Genomic DNA, 15987 nt, shown 5'->3' on the forward strand with positions numbered 1-15987 from the left:
GTTATCATGACGGCTTTGGACCCATTGGTTTACGCAAAACTTTTGCGGACAAATTCGGCGACCCTGAGTAGCTTGCTGTTGAAGCGTGGGCTCAGGAACACCGCGGTTCGCGGCGTGCGACCGCTCGCAGCCGCCGACATGCCGATGATCGGCCCGGCCGTGACCGTTCGCTACATTCCAGCCAGGGAAGACATCGACGGTTCGACCTACAGTTCCGATCCGTCCAACCAGCAGCGCAAGGCGATCGACACGATGCCCGAGGGGCACGTCCTCGTGTTCGATTGCCGCTCGCTGGCGGAGATTGCCGGGATTGGCGCGATGCTGGCTCGGCGCCTTGTCTACCGCGGATGCGCTGGCCTTGTGCTGGATGGCGGCGTTCGCGACACGGCCGATATCGCCCAGCTTGGGCTCCCGACCTATTGCATGGGCCCGGCGGCGCCGGCCAATCTGGTTGCCCACCACGCTTCCGATATGAACCAGCCGATCGCCTGCGGCGGTGTAGCGGTTTATCCCGACGATATCATCTTCGGCGACACCGAGGCTGTCATTGTCATCCCTCGGGAATATGTAAACGAGATCGCTGACGAGGCCGTTGCAATGGAGGAGCAGGAGGAGTTCCTGAAGCTGGAGATCGAGTCTGGCAAATCGACACTTGGCGTATATCCGCCAAACAAGGAAACGCTCGATCGGTTCGAGGTTTGGCGTAGGGCTCGTGTTGACGCCGTTTGACGCCTACAACCGCCAGTCCGGCTGGTTCAGTCTGGTAACTTGCTGAGCGGTGATGTCAGGTTAACTGCAGCTGAAAGATTTTGCGGCTATCTCGCCGTCATGAGCCAGAGTCCTGTCAAGCTTGCGGCGTAAGCCGCCAAGCCTGAGCGACATCTGGCATCTGGACGAGGTGGTCGTGACGATCAGCGTCATCTGGCACTTCTTAATCGCAGGAATGCGGCGCTGGCGTGCGAGCCTCTTGCAATAAGATGGAGCGACCACGGGCGAGAATGACGCGGGGGCTGCGGGCACTGATAGCAGTTCGCCGATCAGGAGCCCGTTTTGCGCCGGCGTGGCCTTCCTAGCCGTTCCACGGATTGATCATATCAATCCCGAAACCTTCAAAATCTTTGGTGTTGCGCGTCGCGAGGGTGAGATGGTGTGCTATCGCAGTGGCGGCGATTAATCCGTCCATTGAAGCCAGTCCGCGACCACTCTGCTTGGCAAGTGCCATGAGATCGCCCCACGACAGGGCGACAGGCTCTTCCACCGGAATCACCCGCCCCTCGAAACGTTGCGGCAGGTCATGCGAAAGCCATTCCGCCAGAGTGTCGCGTTTTTGCCCACTATCCATCAAAGCGACGCCTCGGCGGATTTCTGCGATTGATATGACGCTGATATAGGCGCGGTCTTCGTCGAGCCCGCCAAGCCATTCCAAAACGCGTGCGTCGGGACGGGGCTTTGTTACTTCGGGCAGAACGTTGGTGTCGATGAGCAGTCTCACAGCGGCAGATCGCGTGGCTCATCGCGTTCACGATCCAGATCCAAGCCGGCGCCGCGGAGCGGCGAGTCCATGAGGAATTCCGCAAGTGATCCTTTGCGTGCTGTTTTCCGCTGCCATTCTTCCGCCGAAACGACAACCACGCTTGGTTTTCCGTTCCGTGTGATTGTCTGGGGCACTGATTGTGCTCGCTCGATGACCTCGGAGAGTTTTGCTTTGGCGCCGGCGACCGTCCAGATCCTATCATCGTGTGCTGATGGCCGCATTGCTCGATCCTGACTATAATGACCATCATGACTATCTGGGACGACGGGCTCGAGCGCAAGCCTCTCCCCAATTCGTTCGCTGAAAAAGCTAGATAACGCCTTTGCTGAAAATGAAGCATCCATAGGGGCCCGGATCGGAGGTTCTTACGATCGCAAACGATTTTTTTGCTTCTTCATAAAATGTGAAACGCTCCAATGCCTCCATTTGGACGGATCGCCCTTCAGCTTGATCTATGGCCTTCTGTATTGTCGCGAAGATGGGCACCTGGCCAGCGACGTTGCCGACAACTTGCATCCGTTTCACCGGCGCGTCGACAAAGGTATCAAGAGGAAAGAGCTTCAGAACAGCTTCCGTAAGACGCTCGAGGCCGCAGCCGGAAACGTCGATGAGACGGCTGTAGGTTGTATGTCGGGCGATTGTCTGTGCGGGATGATTGATGTCGCACAAGACCAGTTGGTCGCCGTGCCCCATCAGCATCAAAGCATGCATCAGTTCCGCATTTAAGACTGGATCGATTCCCCTCAGCACCTTGTTATCCTCCCTTTGGATGAGGCCAATTCTTTACTAATTAAATCATGTCCGTAATGTTCGCGATTACGACGCTGTCCGCTGCAAAATTTTTTCTCCATTATCCCTCGCGTTCTGGGCGGATTATGGCCATCCAGGGCTCTGCGAAGCCGTTGAGAGAATGCGCCGGCAGATACCAAAGAAATCTCGACCGAGAGACTTTACAATATTTTGTCTCTATGTGAAGTCTATGGGGCGGATGACGTCTTCCCAGGATAAGCCGGATGGCGACAGGTCTAGCTGACGGCTTTACCTGTCGCCGCCCTCCGGGAGGATCGATCAAACGGCGCGAGGAGTGCGCGACGCCGTAGGAGGAGGACAGCTTTTGGCATCGATGAATATCGTCAATGTCGGAAAGGCCTATGGAAGCCTGACGGTGATCCATGGTGTTTCCGTCGAAATTCCCGACGGCGAATTCGTCGTTCTGGTGGGGCCGTCCGGTTGCGGAAAATCGACACTGTTGCGCATGGTCGCCGGTCTCGAGCCGATAACTTTCGGGGACATTCGCATCGACGGCAAGGTGGTCAACGACCTGCCGCCGAAGGACCGCGATATCGCCATGGTATTTCAAAGCTATGCGCTCTATCCGCACAAAACGGTGGCCGAGAACATGGGTTTCGCCCTGAAGATGCGCGGCGAGACCAGGGCGGATATTGACGAGCGCGTGCGCAAGGCTGCCGAGATACTCGACCTGATGCCGTATCTTGCGCGCTATCCCCGCCAGCTTTCCGGGGGGCAGCGCCAGCGTGTGGCGATGGGAAGGGCGATCGTGCGCGATCCCAAGGTGTTCCTGTTCGATGAGCCGCTCTCCAACCTCGACGCCAAGCTGCGCGTACAGATGCGCGCCGAGATCAAGGAACTGCAGCGGCGGCTGGCGACGACCATGATCTATGTGACGCACGATCAGGTGGAGGCCATGACCATGGCCGACCGGATCGTGGTGCTGCGCGACGGACGCGTCGAGCAGATCGGTACGCCGCGGACGCTCTACGATACGCCGGCAAACACCTTCGTTGCCGGTTTCATCGGCTCCCCGTCGATGAATCTGATCAAGGGGCATATCCGCGCCGCCGCGGAGCCGTTCTTCGAGACCGATGACGGCATTCGACTGCCGCTCGACCGCGCGCCTGCGGGCTCGGACGGGCGGCCGGCCTTTTACGGCATCCGGCCGGAGCATTTCACGCTCGGCGGCGCGGTCAGCGCCCACGTGACGGTCGTGGAATCGACCGGATCGGAAACGCAGGTCTTTGCAAGGCTCGGGCAGCAGAAGATCATCGGCGTTTTTCGCGACCGCATCGAGGAACCTTCGGACCGTGTGATCGCGATGACACCGAACGCAAACCTCGTCCATCTGTTCGATGCCGAGAGCGGATTGAGGCTCGACTGAGAGCCTGGCCGGCGCTTCGAGGAGGAGGCGCCGGCAGCCACGAACGGTGGCGTTCTATCAAAGGGAGGAGACCCACATGAAAGTCAGTGATTTCGAGAGAATGATGGCGATCGGCCTCAGCCGGCGCGCCATTCTGAAGACGAGTGCAAGCCTCGGTGCCGTGGCTGCAACGAGCGGCATGCTCGGTTCGCCTGGAACGGCCTTTGCGCAGGATGCGTCGCTGCGCAGCCAGATCCTGCAGGTGCCGGGCGTCGGCAAAGGGTCTCCAACCGACGCCGATTGGCAGAAGGTCGGTGGGATGTGCCTGGAAGCGACGAAGAAGAGCGTGAAACAGGGCGAGTTCGCTGGCATCCAGCTGTCTTTCATGGGGCTGAACAACCAGAACCTGCATAACGTCCTGTTCCGGGGCTTCCTCAAGCCTTGGGAAGACTATACCGGCGCCAGGATCACGTGGATCGACCTCGCGCAAGCCGACTACAGTCCACGCCTGCAGCAGGCGATCGCCACGGGTACGGTCGATTTCGACCTGCTCGAAATGGGCGCGCCGTTCGAGGGCGATGTCTGCGGCAAGGGGCTGGCGTCGGAGATGCCGGACTGGGTCAAGGCCCAGATCGACATGGACGACTATGTCGATTACCTCAAGGCGCCGGTTGGCACCTGGGACGGCAAGACCTACCGCGTCTCGGTCGATGGCGATTGCCACAACTTCAACTACCGCACCGACTACTTCACCGATGCCGGCCTCGCGAAAGCCTGGAAGGACGAAGGCCACCAGGGTGAGTGGGGCGTTCCGAAGACCTGGCAGAAGGTTCAGGAGGTCACCAAGTTCCTCAAGGGCAAGACCGTCGGCGGTATGGAAGCTGTCGGCTATCTCGACGCGCCCAAGGCTTGGGGCGGTTTCGGCTTCTACTTCCTCGGCAGCCGCGCCACCGCCTATGCCAAGCATCCCAATGACAAGGCCTGGCTGTTCGACACCGATACGATGAAGCCGCGGATCAACAACCCGGCATGGGTCCGCGCGATTCAGGACATCATCGACGCCCTGCCATCGGAAGCGGGCGATCAGCTCAATGCCGACCCGGGCACGACAGCCTTCCAGCAATTCCTGGCCGGCACCGGTTCCATGGTCTCCTGGTGGGGGGATGTGGGCGCAAGCGCGCGCACCAGCGACAGCTCCGTCGTCGGCGAGACCATCGGTTTCGATATTCTTCCGGGATCGGACGATGTCTACAATGCCAAGACCGGTAAATGGGAAAAACTCGCAAGCGGGCCGAACCATGCGCCGAACATGGCCTATCTCGGATGGGGCGTCTATGTGATGGCTCGGGTCGATAGAGACGAGAAAAAGAAGAAGGCGGCATGGAGTGCGGCCGCCCATCTTGGCGGCAAGGACCTGGCGCTCTGGACGGCCGCTTATCCATCCGGCTTCCAGTGCTATCGTAAAAGCCAGTTCGACATCAAGGAATGGGTGTCGGCCGGTTACGACGAGGCGTTCATCTCGGGCTATCTCGCTTCGCAGTCGAATTCCTACAACCACCCGAACGCTGCAATCGAGCCGCGCATTCCGGGCATCTTCCAGTATTACAGCGTCGCGGAAGACGAACTGGCCAAGGTATTCGCTGGACGGGCGACCGCTCAGGCCGGTGCCGATGCGATTGCTGCGGCGTGGGAGAAGATCACCGATCAGCTCGGCCGCGACAAACAACTCGCGCTCTACAAGGCCTCGCTCGGGGCCTGACACCCGCGGGGCAGTTTCGGCTGTCTCCTCAATGATCTCAGGCGGCGCAGAGTCGTGGCGCCTGAGCCTCTGCCCGCTTCAGCACGCCTTCTGCCCCAAGGGTCTTGCTTATGTCGCATACGGTTACGCCAGCCATCAGCCCCGTGGAGCGGACGACGGTCCAGCACACCGCCGCCCGACGCGGCCGGCTTTTGATCATTGCCGCGAGCATCCTGTTATTCGCCGTCCTCATTCTTCAGATCCTCGAGGCGGGCGGGGTTACGGCGCTCGGGCTCGTAAGCTGGCGATCGCTGCTGTTTGCCTATATCTTCTGGGCGGTGGCTTTGTGTGCGAGCCAAGTGATGATCCGCGGAGAGGCAGGGCAGCGCGCCGTTTTCGTCCTTCCAGCCATTCTCTTCACCGTCGCCATGGTGGTTTTCCCGACCGTCTTCGGGCTTTATATCGCCTTCACGGACTGGAATCTGAGCGCGGCTGCCGGCCGACGCTTCAACGGGCTGGACAATCTACGCGCGCTGTTTGCGGACGTGTATTTCTGGAACGCGCTTCTGAACATGGTCTACTACGTTCTCTCGGTACTCGTTCAATATGCCATCGCCTTCGGGCTGGCGCTCTTGCTCAACACAGAGATCAAGGCCCGAAAATTCTTCCGTGTCGCTTTTCTCCTGCCGCTGATGCTGAGCCCGGTGGCGGTCAGCTGGATGATCGGCAAGTCGCTGATGGAGTACCGGTTCGGCCCGGCCGCGACGCTTGCGCGCCATCTCGGCTGGGACAACCCGGCCTTTTTCTCGACGCCCTGGCTTGCACGCACCGCGATCATGGCGATGGATGCCTGGGTATCGATCCCGTTCATGATGATCCTGCTGCTTGCCGGCCTTCAGGCACTTCCTTCCGAAATCAAGGAGGCGGCAAAAGTCGACGGTGCGTCCGGCTGGCAGAGTTTCAAGGAAATTACCTTTCCGCTGATGCTTCCGGTCAGCATGACGGCGATCATCCTGCGCATTATCTTCCAGCTGAAGCTCGCCGATATCGTCATCAACGTCACCGCCGGCGGACCGGGCGGGGCGACGGATACCGTGTCGAGCTTCATCTTCCGGGAATATCGTGACCGTTCCAATGTCGGCTACGGGACCATGCTTGCGGAATTCTATCTCGTCATCATCATCATCTTCGTCGCGCTCATCCTCAAAGGGGCGAGCCGATGGATGCAACGTGAAAATTGAGGCGAAGCCCATGGCGATCACCGCTGAAACATCCGATAAGCCGGGAAGCCTTTGGTCGCGGCGCCCGCAATTCCTGACCACCAGCCTGCTGATCTATGCGGCTTTGGTCTTTTGGGCCTTCGTCTCGCTCTTTCCGATCTACTGGACGATCACGACCTCGTTCAAGACAGCCGTCAACGTCACGCAGGGGCATCTGATCCCGTTCGTGGACTTCACGCCGGACTGGAGAGGCTGGCGTTCGCTCGGCCTCTCGCCGGATACGATCCTTGCGCCATCAACCGTGCGGGACGAGTTCCTCCGCCGGTTTTTCAACAGTATCGTGGCGTCCGCCGGGGCCTCGTTCCTGGCGGTGCTCATTGGGTCGCTGGCGGCCTATGGGCTCAGCCGGTTCTCCTACAAGTTCCTTTGGATGGCGAACAAGGACATTTCCTTCTTCTTCCTGTCGCAGTTGATCCTGCCGCCCGTCGTGCTCGCCATGCCGTTCCTGGTTCTCTACAAAAACCTGCTGCTGCTCGATACACTGATCGGTCTGATCCTCGTCTATACGCTCATGGTACTGCCAATCGTGATCTGGATCATGCGCGACCAGTTCGACACGATTCCGGTCGAGCTGGAACAGGCGGCACTGGTGGATGGCTGTTCGATCTGGGGCGCTTATCTGCGGATCGTTCTGCCGATCGCGCTGCCCGGCATGGTGGCAGCTTTCATCCTTTCGGTCATTCTGTGCTGGAACGAATATTTCTTTGCTGCGCTGCTGACGAGTTCGAATGCCAAGACACTGCCGGTGATGGTGGCCAGCCAGACGGGGTCGCAGGGGATCAACTGGTGGTCGATGGCCGCCATCGCCACGGCAGCGATCATGCCGCTGGTCCTCGTCGGAATCTTTCTGGAGCGCTATATCGTCAAGGGGCTGACGGCGGGCGCCGTCAAATAAATCGTATTGAGGAGGACATTTTGCTCAAGAATATTCATCCGGCGCTGAACGCCGACGTGCTGCACGCGCTTCGCTCCATGGGGCATGGCGACACGCTGGTCGTCTCCGACACCAACTTCCCGAGCGACAGCGTCGCCCGACAGACGGTCGTCGGCCGGCCGCTCAGCATTGCCAATCTCTCGGCTCGTGACGCGATCCGCGCCATTCTCTCGGTGCTGCCGCTCGACACGCCGCTCCAGAATTCTGCCGGTCGCATGGAAGTCATGGGCGCGCCGGACGAAATTCCGACCGTGCAAGGCGAAGTGCAGGCGGAGATCGACCGGGCGGAAGGCAGGCCTTCGCCCATGTACGGCATAGAGCGCTTCGCTTTCTACGATCTGGCCAAGAAGGCCTATTGCGTGATCTCGACCGGTGAAACGCGCTTCTATGGCTGCTTCCTGTTCACCAAGGGTGTCATCCCACCTGCAGGCGTGTGAGGTTTCGGCATGGGAACCGGAATCTCCATTCTCGGTATTTTCGTCGCCGACACGGCCTATCTCGCGCCGCGCATGCCGGCCGTGGGTGAGACCATCGCCGGCAGCGGCTTTTCCGTCGGGCCGGGCGGCAAGGGATCCAACCAGGCGGTGGCTGCCGCGCGGGCAGGGGCCGACGTTTCCTTCATCTCGAAGATCGGCCGCGACACATTCGGTGATCTGGCGCTCAAGACCTATGAGCAGGCCGGCGTGACGGCGAAGCTGACTGTCATGGACGACCATCCGACCGGCGCTGCCTTCATCTATGTCAACGACCGTACCGGCGACAACGCGATCATCGTTTATGCCGGAGCGGCCGGCACGATCGGCGTCGAGGATGTCGAGGCAGCGCGGAGTACTATCGAGCTATCCGCCGTGTTCATCACCCAGCTAGAACAGCCCGCACCGGCAGCCCATCGGGCGCTCGAAATCGCAAGGCAGGCCGGTGTTACCACGATCTTCAACCCCGCACCCGCGGGCGTCTTTCCAGCGGAGATCTACGGGCTCTGCGACTATATCATCCCCAACGAGACAGAAGCCGCAGCGTTGGTCGGATTTCCGCTCGAAACCCTGGAGGATGCAAAGCGCGCGGGCGATGTGCTTTTGTCGCATGGTGTCGGTACGGCGGTCATCACGCTCGGCGGGCAGGGCGTCTTGTTCCGCAATGCTGGGCAATCCACTCATGTGCCCGCCGTCTCCTGCGGCCCGGTCATTGATACGACCGGTGCCGGCGATGCCTTCGTCGGCGGCTTTGCTGCAGCGCTTGCGCGGGGCGCGGCACCGCTCGATGCTGTCCGCTTCGGCTGCACCACCGCCGGCATCGCCGTCACCAGACGCGGAACGGCCCCCGCAATGCCCACGCTTGCCGAGATCGAGGCGGTGATGGCGGGCTGACGCCGAAGTCCTGCCGGTGCAGCCGACTGAAACTTTCCAAGGCCGGTTTCGAGGTTCGGCCAGCCATGGCTGCCGATCCCGGCTGGCCGCTTACGCGCGTTCGTACATCACGGGAAAGGCCGAAAACAGGTCTCTGGAGCGTTCGCCATACGAATTGGTGCGCCGCACAACAATTATAACTTTACAAATAATAATAATCTTGTGAAGTTGTATCTGTAGTGATTGAAGTGAGCCAGACCCGTGCCAGAACCGAGATTTGCGACCCGACTGAATTCCTTCGCCTCGAAGCCGAAGGCCGAATGGCCTGATCTTTCGGGCAAGCCGACCATGATGCAGATGGCGACGCGCGCAGCCAAGGTCGAAGGTCTGACTGATCTCGATCTCAACTATCCCGACCATGTTGCCGACGATCCGTCGCTTCTGGCCGGGATGATTGGCGATCTCGGCCTGGCGATCAACGGCTTCGCCATGCGTTATTATACCAATCCGGCCTTCAAGATCGGCGCCTTCACCAACCCTGATCCGGCGGTTCGCCGCGAGGCGATCGACTTGACGAAGAAAGGCATCGACGCGGCGCGCGCCGCCGGCAGCAACCTGATGACGCTCTGGCTCGGGCAGGATGGCTTCGATTATGCCTTTCAGGCGAACTATCATATGTTATGGCAACACGAAGTGGATGGAATTCGTGAAGTTTGCGCCCATGATCCCGACTGCCAGATCAGCATCGAATACAAACCGAACGAGCCACGCTCCTACAGCCTGATGCCCGATTGCGCGACCACGCTTCTTGCGATCAAGGACGTCGATATGCCTAATCTGGGCGTGACGCTGGATTTCGCCCATGTGCTCTATGCCGACGAGCAGCCGGCCTTTGCCGCAGCTCTCATCGCCCGATACAGCCGGCTCCTCGGCGTTCATCTCAACGACGGCTATGCCAAGCGCGACGACGGCCTGATGGTCGGCGCGGTGCATGCCCAGCAGACGATCGAGCTTCTGCGTCAGATCCGTAAGGACGGCTATGACGGCGCGATCTATTTCGACACGTTTCCCGATATGACCGGTCTCGATCCGGTCCACGAATGCGAGGTAAACATCCAGACCGTCAAGCGGATGCTGACGGTGGTGGATCGCCTCGAGCAGGACAACCGCCTTTCCGGGGCGATTGACCGACAGGATGCCGTATCTGCGCAGGCCGTTGTCCAGGAGTTGATGCTCGGCTGAGCCGCCCGAACGCTGAAATTCTTGAAACCTTAAGAACCTTGAACCCAAGGCATGCCGAAGGCGTGCCGATCGACACCATCCGGGAGGAACCGATGAAGACCTTTATGAAGACGACCCTTGCTGCCGGCGTCGCCGCCAGCTTCCTGTTCAGCGCAGCCGTTGCGCAGGATCTCGCGCCGCTGAATTCCGATACCGAAAAGAATCGCATGGACTGGTCGGAGCTTGAAGCCAAGCTCGGCCCATTCCCCAAGCTGCCCGAGGGCACCAAGGCCGGAGCCGTTTCCAAGACGCTGACAAACGAATACTGGCGGTCGCTCGGCGAAGGTTATGCGTCCTTCGGCAAGAAGGTCCACGTGCCCGTCGTCTATCAAGCCGCCCAGAGCGAGGGCGACCAGCTCGGCCAGCTGACGATCGCCGAAGGTATGATCACGCAAGGCTATAACGTCCTGCTGGTCTCACCGCAGACGGACGCCAACCTGCAGCCGGTGATCGAGCAGGCCAAGGCCGCCAAGATTCCGGTCGTCAACGTCAACGACGCGGTCATCCCGCAAGCCGAGCACTATGTCGGCAACGTCCAGCGCGATAATGGCGTCCGCGTCGCCAAGTGGTTCATAAAAAACCGTCCCCAGGGCGGCAAGGTGGCGATTGTCGAAGGTCAGGCCGGTGTCTACGCTGCCGTCCAGCGCACCGACGGCTTCAAGTCGACCATCAGCGAAGGCGGCAAGTTCAAGGTCGTCGCCAGCGTTCCCGGAAACTGGGACCGTCAGACGTCCTACGATGCCGCTACCAACATTCTCAACCAGCACCCAGATCTCGTCGGTTTCTATGCCAACAATGACGGCATGGCGCTCGGCATCGTGGAAGCCGTCAAGGCCGCCGGCCTTGCCGGCAAGGTCGCTGTGTTCGGCACCGACGGAATTTCCGATGCCTATTCCTCGATCAAGGCAGGTGAGCTGACCGGCACGGTCGACAGCTTTCCGGTCTTAACTGGCGAAGTCGCGCTCGAAACCGCGCTCCGCCTTGTCGCCGGCCAGAAGCTGCCCCGCGTCGTTGCCACGCCGCAAGCCCTCATCACTGCCGACAATCTCAGCCGCTACCAGGGAGCGAACGTCGATGTCCGCGCGGTGCTGATGGAAGATGCCAAGGCGGCCAAGTAACGAACGTCGAATGGATGCCGGCCGTCAAGGCCGGCATCCAAGTTTAGTGAACGAGGTGGAATGATGATCCCCCGACTGAGATTCGAGACGATCTCCAAGAGCTTTCCCGGTGTGAACGCCCTGACCGACGTGTCGTTCGACGTTGCACCCGGCGAGATCCACGGGCTCCTTGGTGAAAACGGCGCCGGCAAATCCACCCTTCTGCGGATACTCTCTGGCGTGTTTCGGCCGACCTCGGGAACGGTCTTGATCGATGGCCAAGCCGTTGCCTTCAAGAAGCCGATGGATGCCCGCGGGGCCGGCATCGCCATGATTCACCAGGAACTGCAGCAGGTGCCGCATCTGAGCGTCGCCCAGAATATGTTTCTCGGTCATTCGCTGACCCGCATGGCGGGCCTGTTCGTCTCACGCCGCGAGCAGGAGGCGCGCGCCGCTGAAGCGCTATCGATGATCGACAGGAGCATCGATCCTGCCGCTCCCATCTCCTCCCTTAAGGTGGCGCAGCGCCAGATTGTCGAGATCGGCCGTGCGCTGCTGGACAATGCGAGGGTCGTCGCCATGGACGAGCCGACCTCCAGCTTGACGCCGACCGAGTTCGACCGCCTGGCGGAGGTGATCGCCAGCCTCTCGGCGAGAGGCGTCTCGATCATCTATGTCTCCCACAAGATGGACGAGGTTTTCCGCATCTGCCAACGCGCCAGCGTCATGCGCGACGGCAAGCTAGTCGGCAGGGTCGATCTCAAGAGCGCGTCGGAAAAGGACGTCATCGCGATGATGGTCGGTCGTCAATTGATGCAGGAGGAACACAATTCCTTCGTGACCGATACGGTCAAGCTCGAGGCGAAGAACCTCTCGTCGGCAACGAAGATCCGCGATGTATCCTTCACGCTATTCAAGGGCGAAGTGCTCGGCATTGCCGGGCTCGTGGGCTCAGGCCGAACGGAACTGCTGCGGCTTTTGGCCGGCGCCGACCGGCTGAGCGCCGGATCGATCACCATCGACGGCAAGGCAGTGCGCTTCGCCACGCCACGCGAGGCGATTGCAGCCGGCATCGGTCTTCTGCCGGAAGAACGCAAGCGGGAAGGGATCATTCCTCTGCGTCCCGTGAGCACCAACATGGCGCTCGCTTCGCTCTCGAACTTGTCCGCGGGCGGCATGATCAGCACGGGCAAGCTGCGTGCGATCGCGCAGGATTTGTTGAAGCGCGTCAATCTGAGACCGTTCCAACTGGATCGGCCGATCGGGCTATTCAGCGGAGGCAACCAGCAGAAGGCGATCATCGCCCGATGGCTGGCGGCCAAATCGCAGATCCTGCTGTTCGACGAGCCCACGCGCGGCATCGATGTCGGCGCGAAGTCCGAGATCTATCACCTGATCGAGGATCTCGCCCGCGAAGGCCATTCGATCATCGTCGTGTCCTCGGAATTGCCGGAGATTATCCGGCTCTCCGACCGCGTGCTGGTCATGCGGGAAGGTCGGGTCGCTGCCGGTATTCCACGCGACCAGCTGACAGAAAGCGCGATCGTTGCGCACGCCATTCCGGGGGCGAATGCCGGTGCGGCGGACACACGTGCCGCCCAGACCGCGTGAACCAGATAGGACATACCCAGATAGGACATACAATGACCAGTTCGTCGAACGCCGCAGAATCAATTCCAGCCTTCCGCCGCTTCTCGTTTTCGCTGCGCGACGCGGGAACGCTGATCGGCCTCATCGTCATCATGGCGGTATTCGCAGCACTCGTCCCGGGGTTCCTGTCCGAGCGAAACCTCGTCAACATTCTTCAGCAGTCGAGCATCAATGCGTGCCTGGCGCTTGGGATGACGCTGGTGATCATTTCGGGGGGGATCGATCTGTCGGTCGGTCCGATGGCAGCGATCTCCGCCGTCATCACCGCGACCCTGCTGCTCGCCGGCACCCCGATACCCCTGGCGATCCTCGCGGGTCTCGGCGTGGGCATCGTCTGCGGCTTCATCAACGGCGCGCTCGTCGCCTATGTCGGCCTGCAGCCGTTCATCGTCACACTCGGCACGCTCAGTACCTACCGGGCCATCGCGCTCATCTATACCGGCGGCAATCCCGTCCTCGGCATTCCCTCGGGCTTGCGCTCGCTCTTCAACGGCAATCTCTTCGGCGTTCCGACGCCGGTCATTATCGTCGCTGTCGTGGCGATTGCCGCCTGGATCCTGCTCAAGAAGACACCGATCGGCGAATATCTGATGGCTGTCGGTGGCAATGAAGAGGCAGCTTATGTGGCCGGCGTTCCGATTGCGCGCACTAAGATCACAGCCTATGTCATTTCGGGCGGGCTGGCAGCGCTGGCTTCGCTGATCCTGATCGGGCGTCTGGGAGCTGCCGAGCCTATCCTCGGCAATCTATGGGAACTCGACGCGATTGCGGCTGCGGCCATCGGCGGCGCTTCCCTGATGGGCGGCAAGGGAAGCATTCTCGGCACGATACTCGGCGCGATCATCCTTGGGGCGATGCGCAACGGTTTGACCCTGATGAATGTCCAAGCCTTCTATCAACTGCTCGCCACCGGCCTTATAATCCTCGCCGCAATGATAATCGATCGCGCGACAAGGGGACGGGGATGAACGGTGAAAGCTTCGACATGAAGGCCGTGGGACCACGCATCCGCATGATGATGCCGCTCTTGACGCCGCTCGAAGCAAAGGTCGTCGATACCGTTTTCGCCATGCGGGATTTCAGCGACGAGACGTCGCTCAAGCAGATCGCGGAGAACGCCGGCGTTTCCGAAGCCATGGTGGTCAAGATAACCAAGAAGCTCGGCTTCTCCGGCTTTCGCGACTTCCGCTCTGCCGTTAGCCAGTACAACCGGCAGCCGACGGCGGAGATGCACCAGGAACTGTCCGTGGACGATACCTCGCTCGAAATCGTCCAGAAGGTGTTTCGCACCTCGATCCACGCGCTCGAGGAAACGCTCGCGATTCTCGATATGGCAGCATTCGACCGGGCGGCGGATCTGATCCATAAGGCAGCAACGCGCGATTTCTACGGCGTCGGCGGGTCGGCGCAGATTGCCCGCGACGTGGCCCACAAGTTCTTGAGGATCGGCGTGCGCGCCAGCGTGTTCGACGATTCGCACATGATGCTGATGTCGGCCTCGCTGCTGGCGGAGGGCGATATCGCCATCGGCTTCTCCCATTCCGGCAACACGATCGCGGTGATCGAGGCGATCCAGCTCGCGCGCAGGAACGGCGCGCGCACCATTGCCATCACCAATTACGGTTCTTCGGCGCTCGCCCAGTCCGCCGATGTGGTTCTGTGTTCCACCGCGCAAGGGTCGCCGCTGATGGGCGAAAATGCTGCGGCACGCATTGCTCAGCTCAACATCCTTGACGCTATCTTCGTCGCCGTCGCCCAGCGTGACTATCAGGCAGCCGAACGCAATCTTGAACGCACCATGTCCGCCGTAACGTCCAAACGAAAAGATCGCCTCCTATGACACCTTCGCCTGTTGTCACCGTCTTCGGCAGCCTTCACTACGATATCGCCGTTTTCGGCCCGGCGCGGCCCCGCAAGGGTGAGACAGTAACGGGAACATCCTGGCATCCGAAAAGCGGTGGCAAGGGTGGCAATCAGGCGGTTTCGGCTGCGCGTACAGGGATTGCGACCTCCATGATCGGGGCGGTCGCCGATGACGACTTCGGGCGATTTCTCATCTCGAATCTCGACCGTCGGAATGTCGATCACACATTCGTTCGGCGCGACGCCTCGCAATCGACCGGCATGAGTGTCGCTATTTTCGACGACGAGGGCGACTATGGTGCGGTTATCGTGTCGGGCAGCAACCTGACGCTTGGCGACCATGATGTCCTGGCGGCTCGCGATCTGCTCAGCAAAACAACAGTTCTCGTTCTGCAAAATGAGATTCCCGATGCCGCCAACGTCGCGGCGGCAAGGGCCGTCAAGCAGGCGGGCGGGTGCGTGTTGATCAATGCAGCCCCGGCACGCGCTTTGTCGAACGAGCTGCAACCCCTCATCGATATCATCGTCGTCAATGCCATCGAGGCCGAAATGCTGGCCGGCGCCCCGGTCGTTGAAACACTCGACGGCGCTCTTGAGGCCGCACGGAAACTTGTGCGGCTCTTTCCCGAGGTGGTCGTCACCGCTGGAGGTTCGGGTGTCGCCTACGCGAACCGCGATGGAAAGGAGATCGTCATTGCGGCTGTCAGGGTGAACGTTGAAAGCACGCATGGGGCGGGAGACGAATTTATCGGCGTCCTTGCGGCGGAAATCGCGTCCGGCAAAACGATGAACGACGCGCTTCAAAAGGCGAACATGAACGCGGCAAAACTGGTTGGCACACCTGAAGCGGACCGTCTTGGGTAAAGTCGGCAGGTGAAGGCCTCCGACACCATCCAAGCTTGCCTGTCGTACGGCTCGATGATCGCCCACTGCTTCAAGCGACGCTTTGCACCCGCAATCCCAAGAAACACATGGCCGCGCGGTGTTTGTGAGCTGGTACGCGACCTGAACTTGGCTCGCTTGGGAATGCTTAGAAAATCTAATGCATATTCCTGATCTTCTAAATTGAGCTAACCGCTTTTCACTCCTACTGTCTGGGTACAAGCCGT

The 15987-nt window shown here is 60.4% G+C and carries 16 protein-coding genes; 13 read left to right on the forward strand and 3 right to left on the reverse strand.

Features of this window, described 5'->3' with window-relative positions; genetic code table 11:
* Nucleotides 1-6: 6 nt before the first annotated feature.
* Nucleotides 7-729, forward strand: a complete 723-nt coding sequence (locus RG540_RS23780; RefSeq protein WP_041364107.1) for a ribonuclease activity regulator RraA — start codon at nt 7-9, stop codon at nt 727-729.
* A gap of 340 nt (nt 730-1069) precedes the next feature.
* Here the strand turns inward: RG540_RS23780 and RG540_RS23785 are convergent, their stop codons facing one another.
* The 3 genes from RG540_RS23785 to RG540_RS23795 all read right to left on the reverse strand — a co-directional run bounded on the left by RG540_RS23785 (nt 1070) and on the right by RG540_RS23795 (nt 2284).
* The gene (locus RG540_RS23785) at nt 1070-1492 is read right to left on the reverse strand and encodes a type II toxin-antitoxin system VapC family toxin (protein WP_041364108.1); all 423 of its coding nucleotides are present in this window, start codon (nt 1490-1492) and stop codon (nt 1070-1072) included.
* Entirely contained in the window at nt 1489-1755 is a 267-nt protein-coding gene (locus tag RG540_RS23790) for a type II toxin-antitoxin system Phd/YefM family antitoxin (protein ID WP_041364111.1), read from the reverse strand. The genes RG540_RS23785 and RG540_RS23790 overlap by 4 nt, the downstream gene beginning before the upstream one ends.
* 88 nt (nt 1756-1843) lie before the next feature.
* Nucleotides 1844-2284 (reverse strand): RbsD/FucU family protein, encoded by a 441-nt coding sequence (locus RG540_RS23795; protein ID WP_041364114.1) that lies wholly within the window; start codon nt 2282-2284, stop codon nt 1844-1846.
* Between the two features lie 364 nt (nt 2285-2648).
* On the opposite strand from RG540_RS23795, the gene RG540_RS23800 reads away from it, so the two are divergent.
* The 12 genes from RG540_RS23800 (at nt 2649) to RG540_RS23855 (ending at nt 15742) form a co-directional block, all read left to right on the forward strand.
* Nucleotides 2649-3710 (forward strand): ABC transporter ATP-binding protein, encoded by a 1062-nt coding sequence (locus RG540_RS23800; RefSeq protein ID WP_041364117.1) that lies wholly within the window; start codon nt 2649-2651, stop codon nt 3708-3710.
* Nucleotides 3711-3786: 76 nt separating this feature from the next.
* A complete protein-coding gene (locus RG540_RS23805; protein WP_041364118.1) occupies nt 3787-5448 on the forward strand; it encodes an ABC transporter substrate-binding protein in 1662 nt (553 codons plus the stop codon).
* A 110-nt stretch (nt 5449-5558) separates the two neighbouring features.
* Nucleotides 5559-6668, forward strand: coding sequence for a carbohydrate ABC transporter permease (locus tag RG540_RS23810; protein WP_041364121.1), 1110 nt, complete (start codon nt 5559-5561; stop codon nt 6666-6668).
* 10 nt (nt 6669-6678) lie between these two features.
* Nucleotides 6679-7602, forward strand: a complete 924-nt coding sequence (locus RG540_RS23815; protein WP_041364123.1) for a carbohydrate ABC transporter permease — start codon at nt 6679-6681, stop codon at nt 7600-7602.
* Between the two features lie 20 nt (nt 7603-7622).
* On the forward strand, nt 7623-8078 hold the full coding sequence (locus RG540_RS23820; protein WP_041364124.1) for an RbsD/FucU family protein: 456 nt from the start codon (nt 7623-7625) through the stop codon (nt 8076-8078).
* A 9-nt stretch (nt 8079-8087) separates the two neighbouring features.
* Nucleotides 8088-9008: a ribokinase gene (rbsK, locus tag RG540_RS23825; protein ID WP_041364126.1), complete on the forward strand. Its 921-nt coding sequence runs from the start codon at nt 8088-8090 to the stop codon at nt 9006-9008.
* Between the two features lie 240 nt (nt 9009-9248).
* A complete protein-coding gene (locus tag RG540_RS23830) occupies nt 9249-10229 on the forward strand; it encodes a sugar phosphate isomerase/epimerase family protein (protein ID WP_041364129.1) in 981 nt (326 codons plus the stop codon).
* A 92-nt stretch (nt 10230-10321) separates the two neighbouring features.
* Nucleotides 10322-11386: a sugar ABC transporter substrate-binding protein gene (locus tag RG540_RS23835; RefSeq protein ID WP_041366259.1), complete on the forward strand. Its 1065-nt coding sequence runs from the start codon at nt 10322-10324 to the stop codon at nt 11384-11386.
* 63 nt (nt 11387-11449) lie between these two features.
* Complete coding sequence (locus RG540_RS23840) at nt 11450-12976, forward strand: sugar ABC transporter ATP-binding protein (protein WP_041366260.1); 1527 nt, start codon at nt 11450-11452, stop codon at nt 12974-12976.
* A gap of 32 nt (nt 12977-13008) precedes the next feature.
* A complete protein-coding gene (locus tag RG540_RS23845) occupies nt 13009-13983 on the forward strand; it encodes an ABC transporter permease (RefSeq protein ID WP_041364132.1) in 975 nt (324 codons plus the stop codon).
* Nucleotides 13980-14855: a MurR/RpiR family transcriptional regulator gene (locus RG540_RS23850; RefSeq protein ID WP_041364133.1), complete on the forward strand. Its 876-nt coding sequence runs from the start codon at nt 13980-13982 to the stop codon at nt 14853-14855. The genes RG540_RS23845 and RG540_RS23850 overlap by 4 nt, the downstream gene beginning before the upstream one ends.
* Entirely contained in the window at nt 14852-15742 is an 891-nt protein-coding gene (locus RG540_RS23855; RefSeq protein ID WP_041364136.1) for a ribokinase, read from the forward strand. Before RG540_RS23850 ends, RG540_RS23855 begins: the two co-directional genes overlap by 4 nt.
* Nucleotides 15743-15987 lie beyond the last annotated feature (245 nt).

This window comes from Neorhizobium galegae bv. orientalis str. HAMBI 540 (assembly GCF_000731315.1).
Lineage (GTDB): Bacteria > Pseudomonadota > Alphaproteobacteria > Rhizobiales > Rhizobiaceae > Neorhizobium > Neorhizobium galegae.

Bases quoted from the DNA above. Each gene is read 5' to 3' on its own strand.
- RG540_RS23815 (WP_041364123.1), top strand. From the start codon at position 6,679: ATGGCGATCACCGCTGAAACATCCGATAAGCCGGGAAGCCTTTGGTCG.
- RG540_RS23790 (WP_041364111.1), bottom strand. From the start codon at position 1,755: ATGCGGCCATCAGCACACGATGATAGGATCTGGACGGTCGCCGGCGCC.
- RG540_RS23850 (WP_041364133.1), top strand. From the start codon at position 13,980: ATGAACGGTGAAAGCTTCGACATGAAGGCCGTGGGACCACGCATCCGC.
- RG540_RS23780 (WP_041364107.1), top strand. From the start codon at position 7: ATGACGGCTTTGGACCCATTGGTTTACGCAAAACTTTTGCGGACAAAT.
- rbsK (WP_041364126.1), top strand. From the start codon at position 8,088: ATGGGAACCGGAATCTCCATTCTCGGTATTTTCGTCGCCGACACGGCC.
- RG540_RS23810 (WP_041364121.1), top strand. From the start codon at position 5,559: ATGTCGCATACGGTTACGCCAGCCATCAGCCCCGTGGAGCGGACGACG.
- RG540_RS23840 (WP_041366260.1), top strand. From the start codon at position 11,450: ATGATCCCCCGACTGAGATTCGAGACGATCTCCAAGAGCTTTCCCGGT.
- RG540_RS23805 (WP_041364118.1), top strand. From the start codon at position 3,787: ATGAAAGTCAGTGATTTCGAGAGAATGATGGCGATCGGCCTCAGCCGG.
- RG540_RS23845 (WP_041364132.1), top strand. From the start codon at position 13,009: ATGACCAGTTCGTCGAACGCCGCAGAATCAATTCCAGCCTTCCGCCGC.
- RG540_RS23835 (WP_041366259.1), top strand. From the start codon at position 10,322: ATGAAGACCTTTATGAAGACGACCCTTGCTGCCGGCGTCGCCGCCAGC.
- RG540_RS23855 (WP_041364136.1), top strand. From the start codon at position 14,852: ATGACACCTTCGCCTGTTGTCACCGTCTTCGGCAGCCTTCACTACGAT.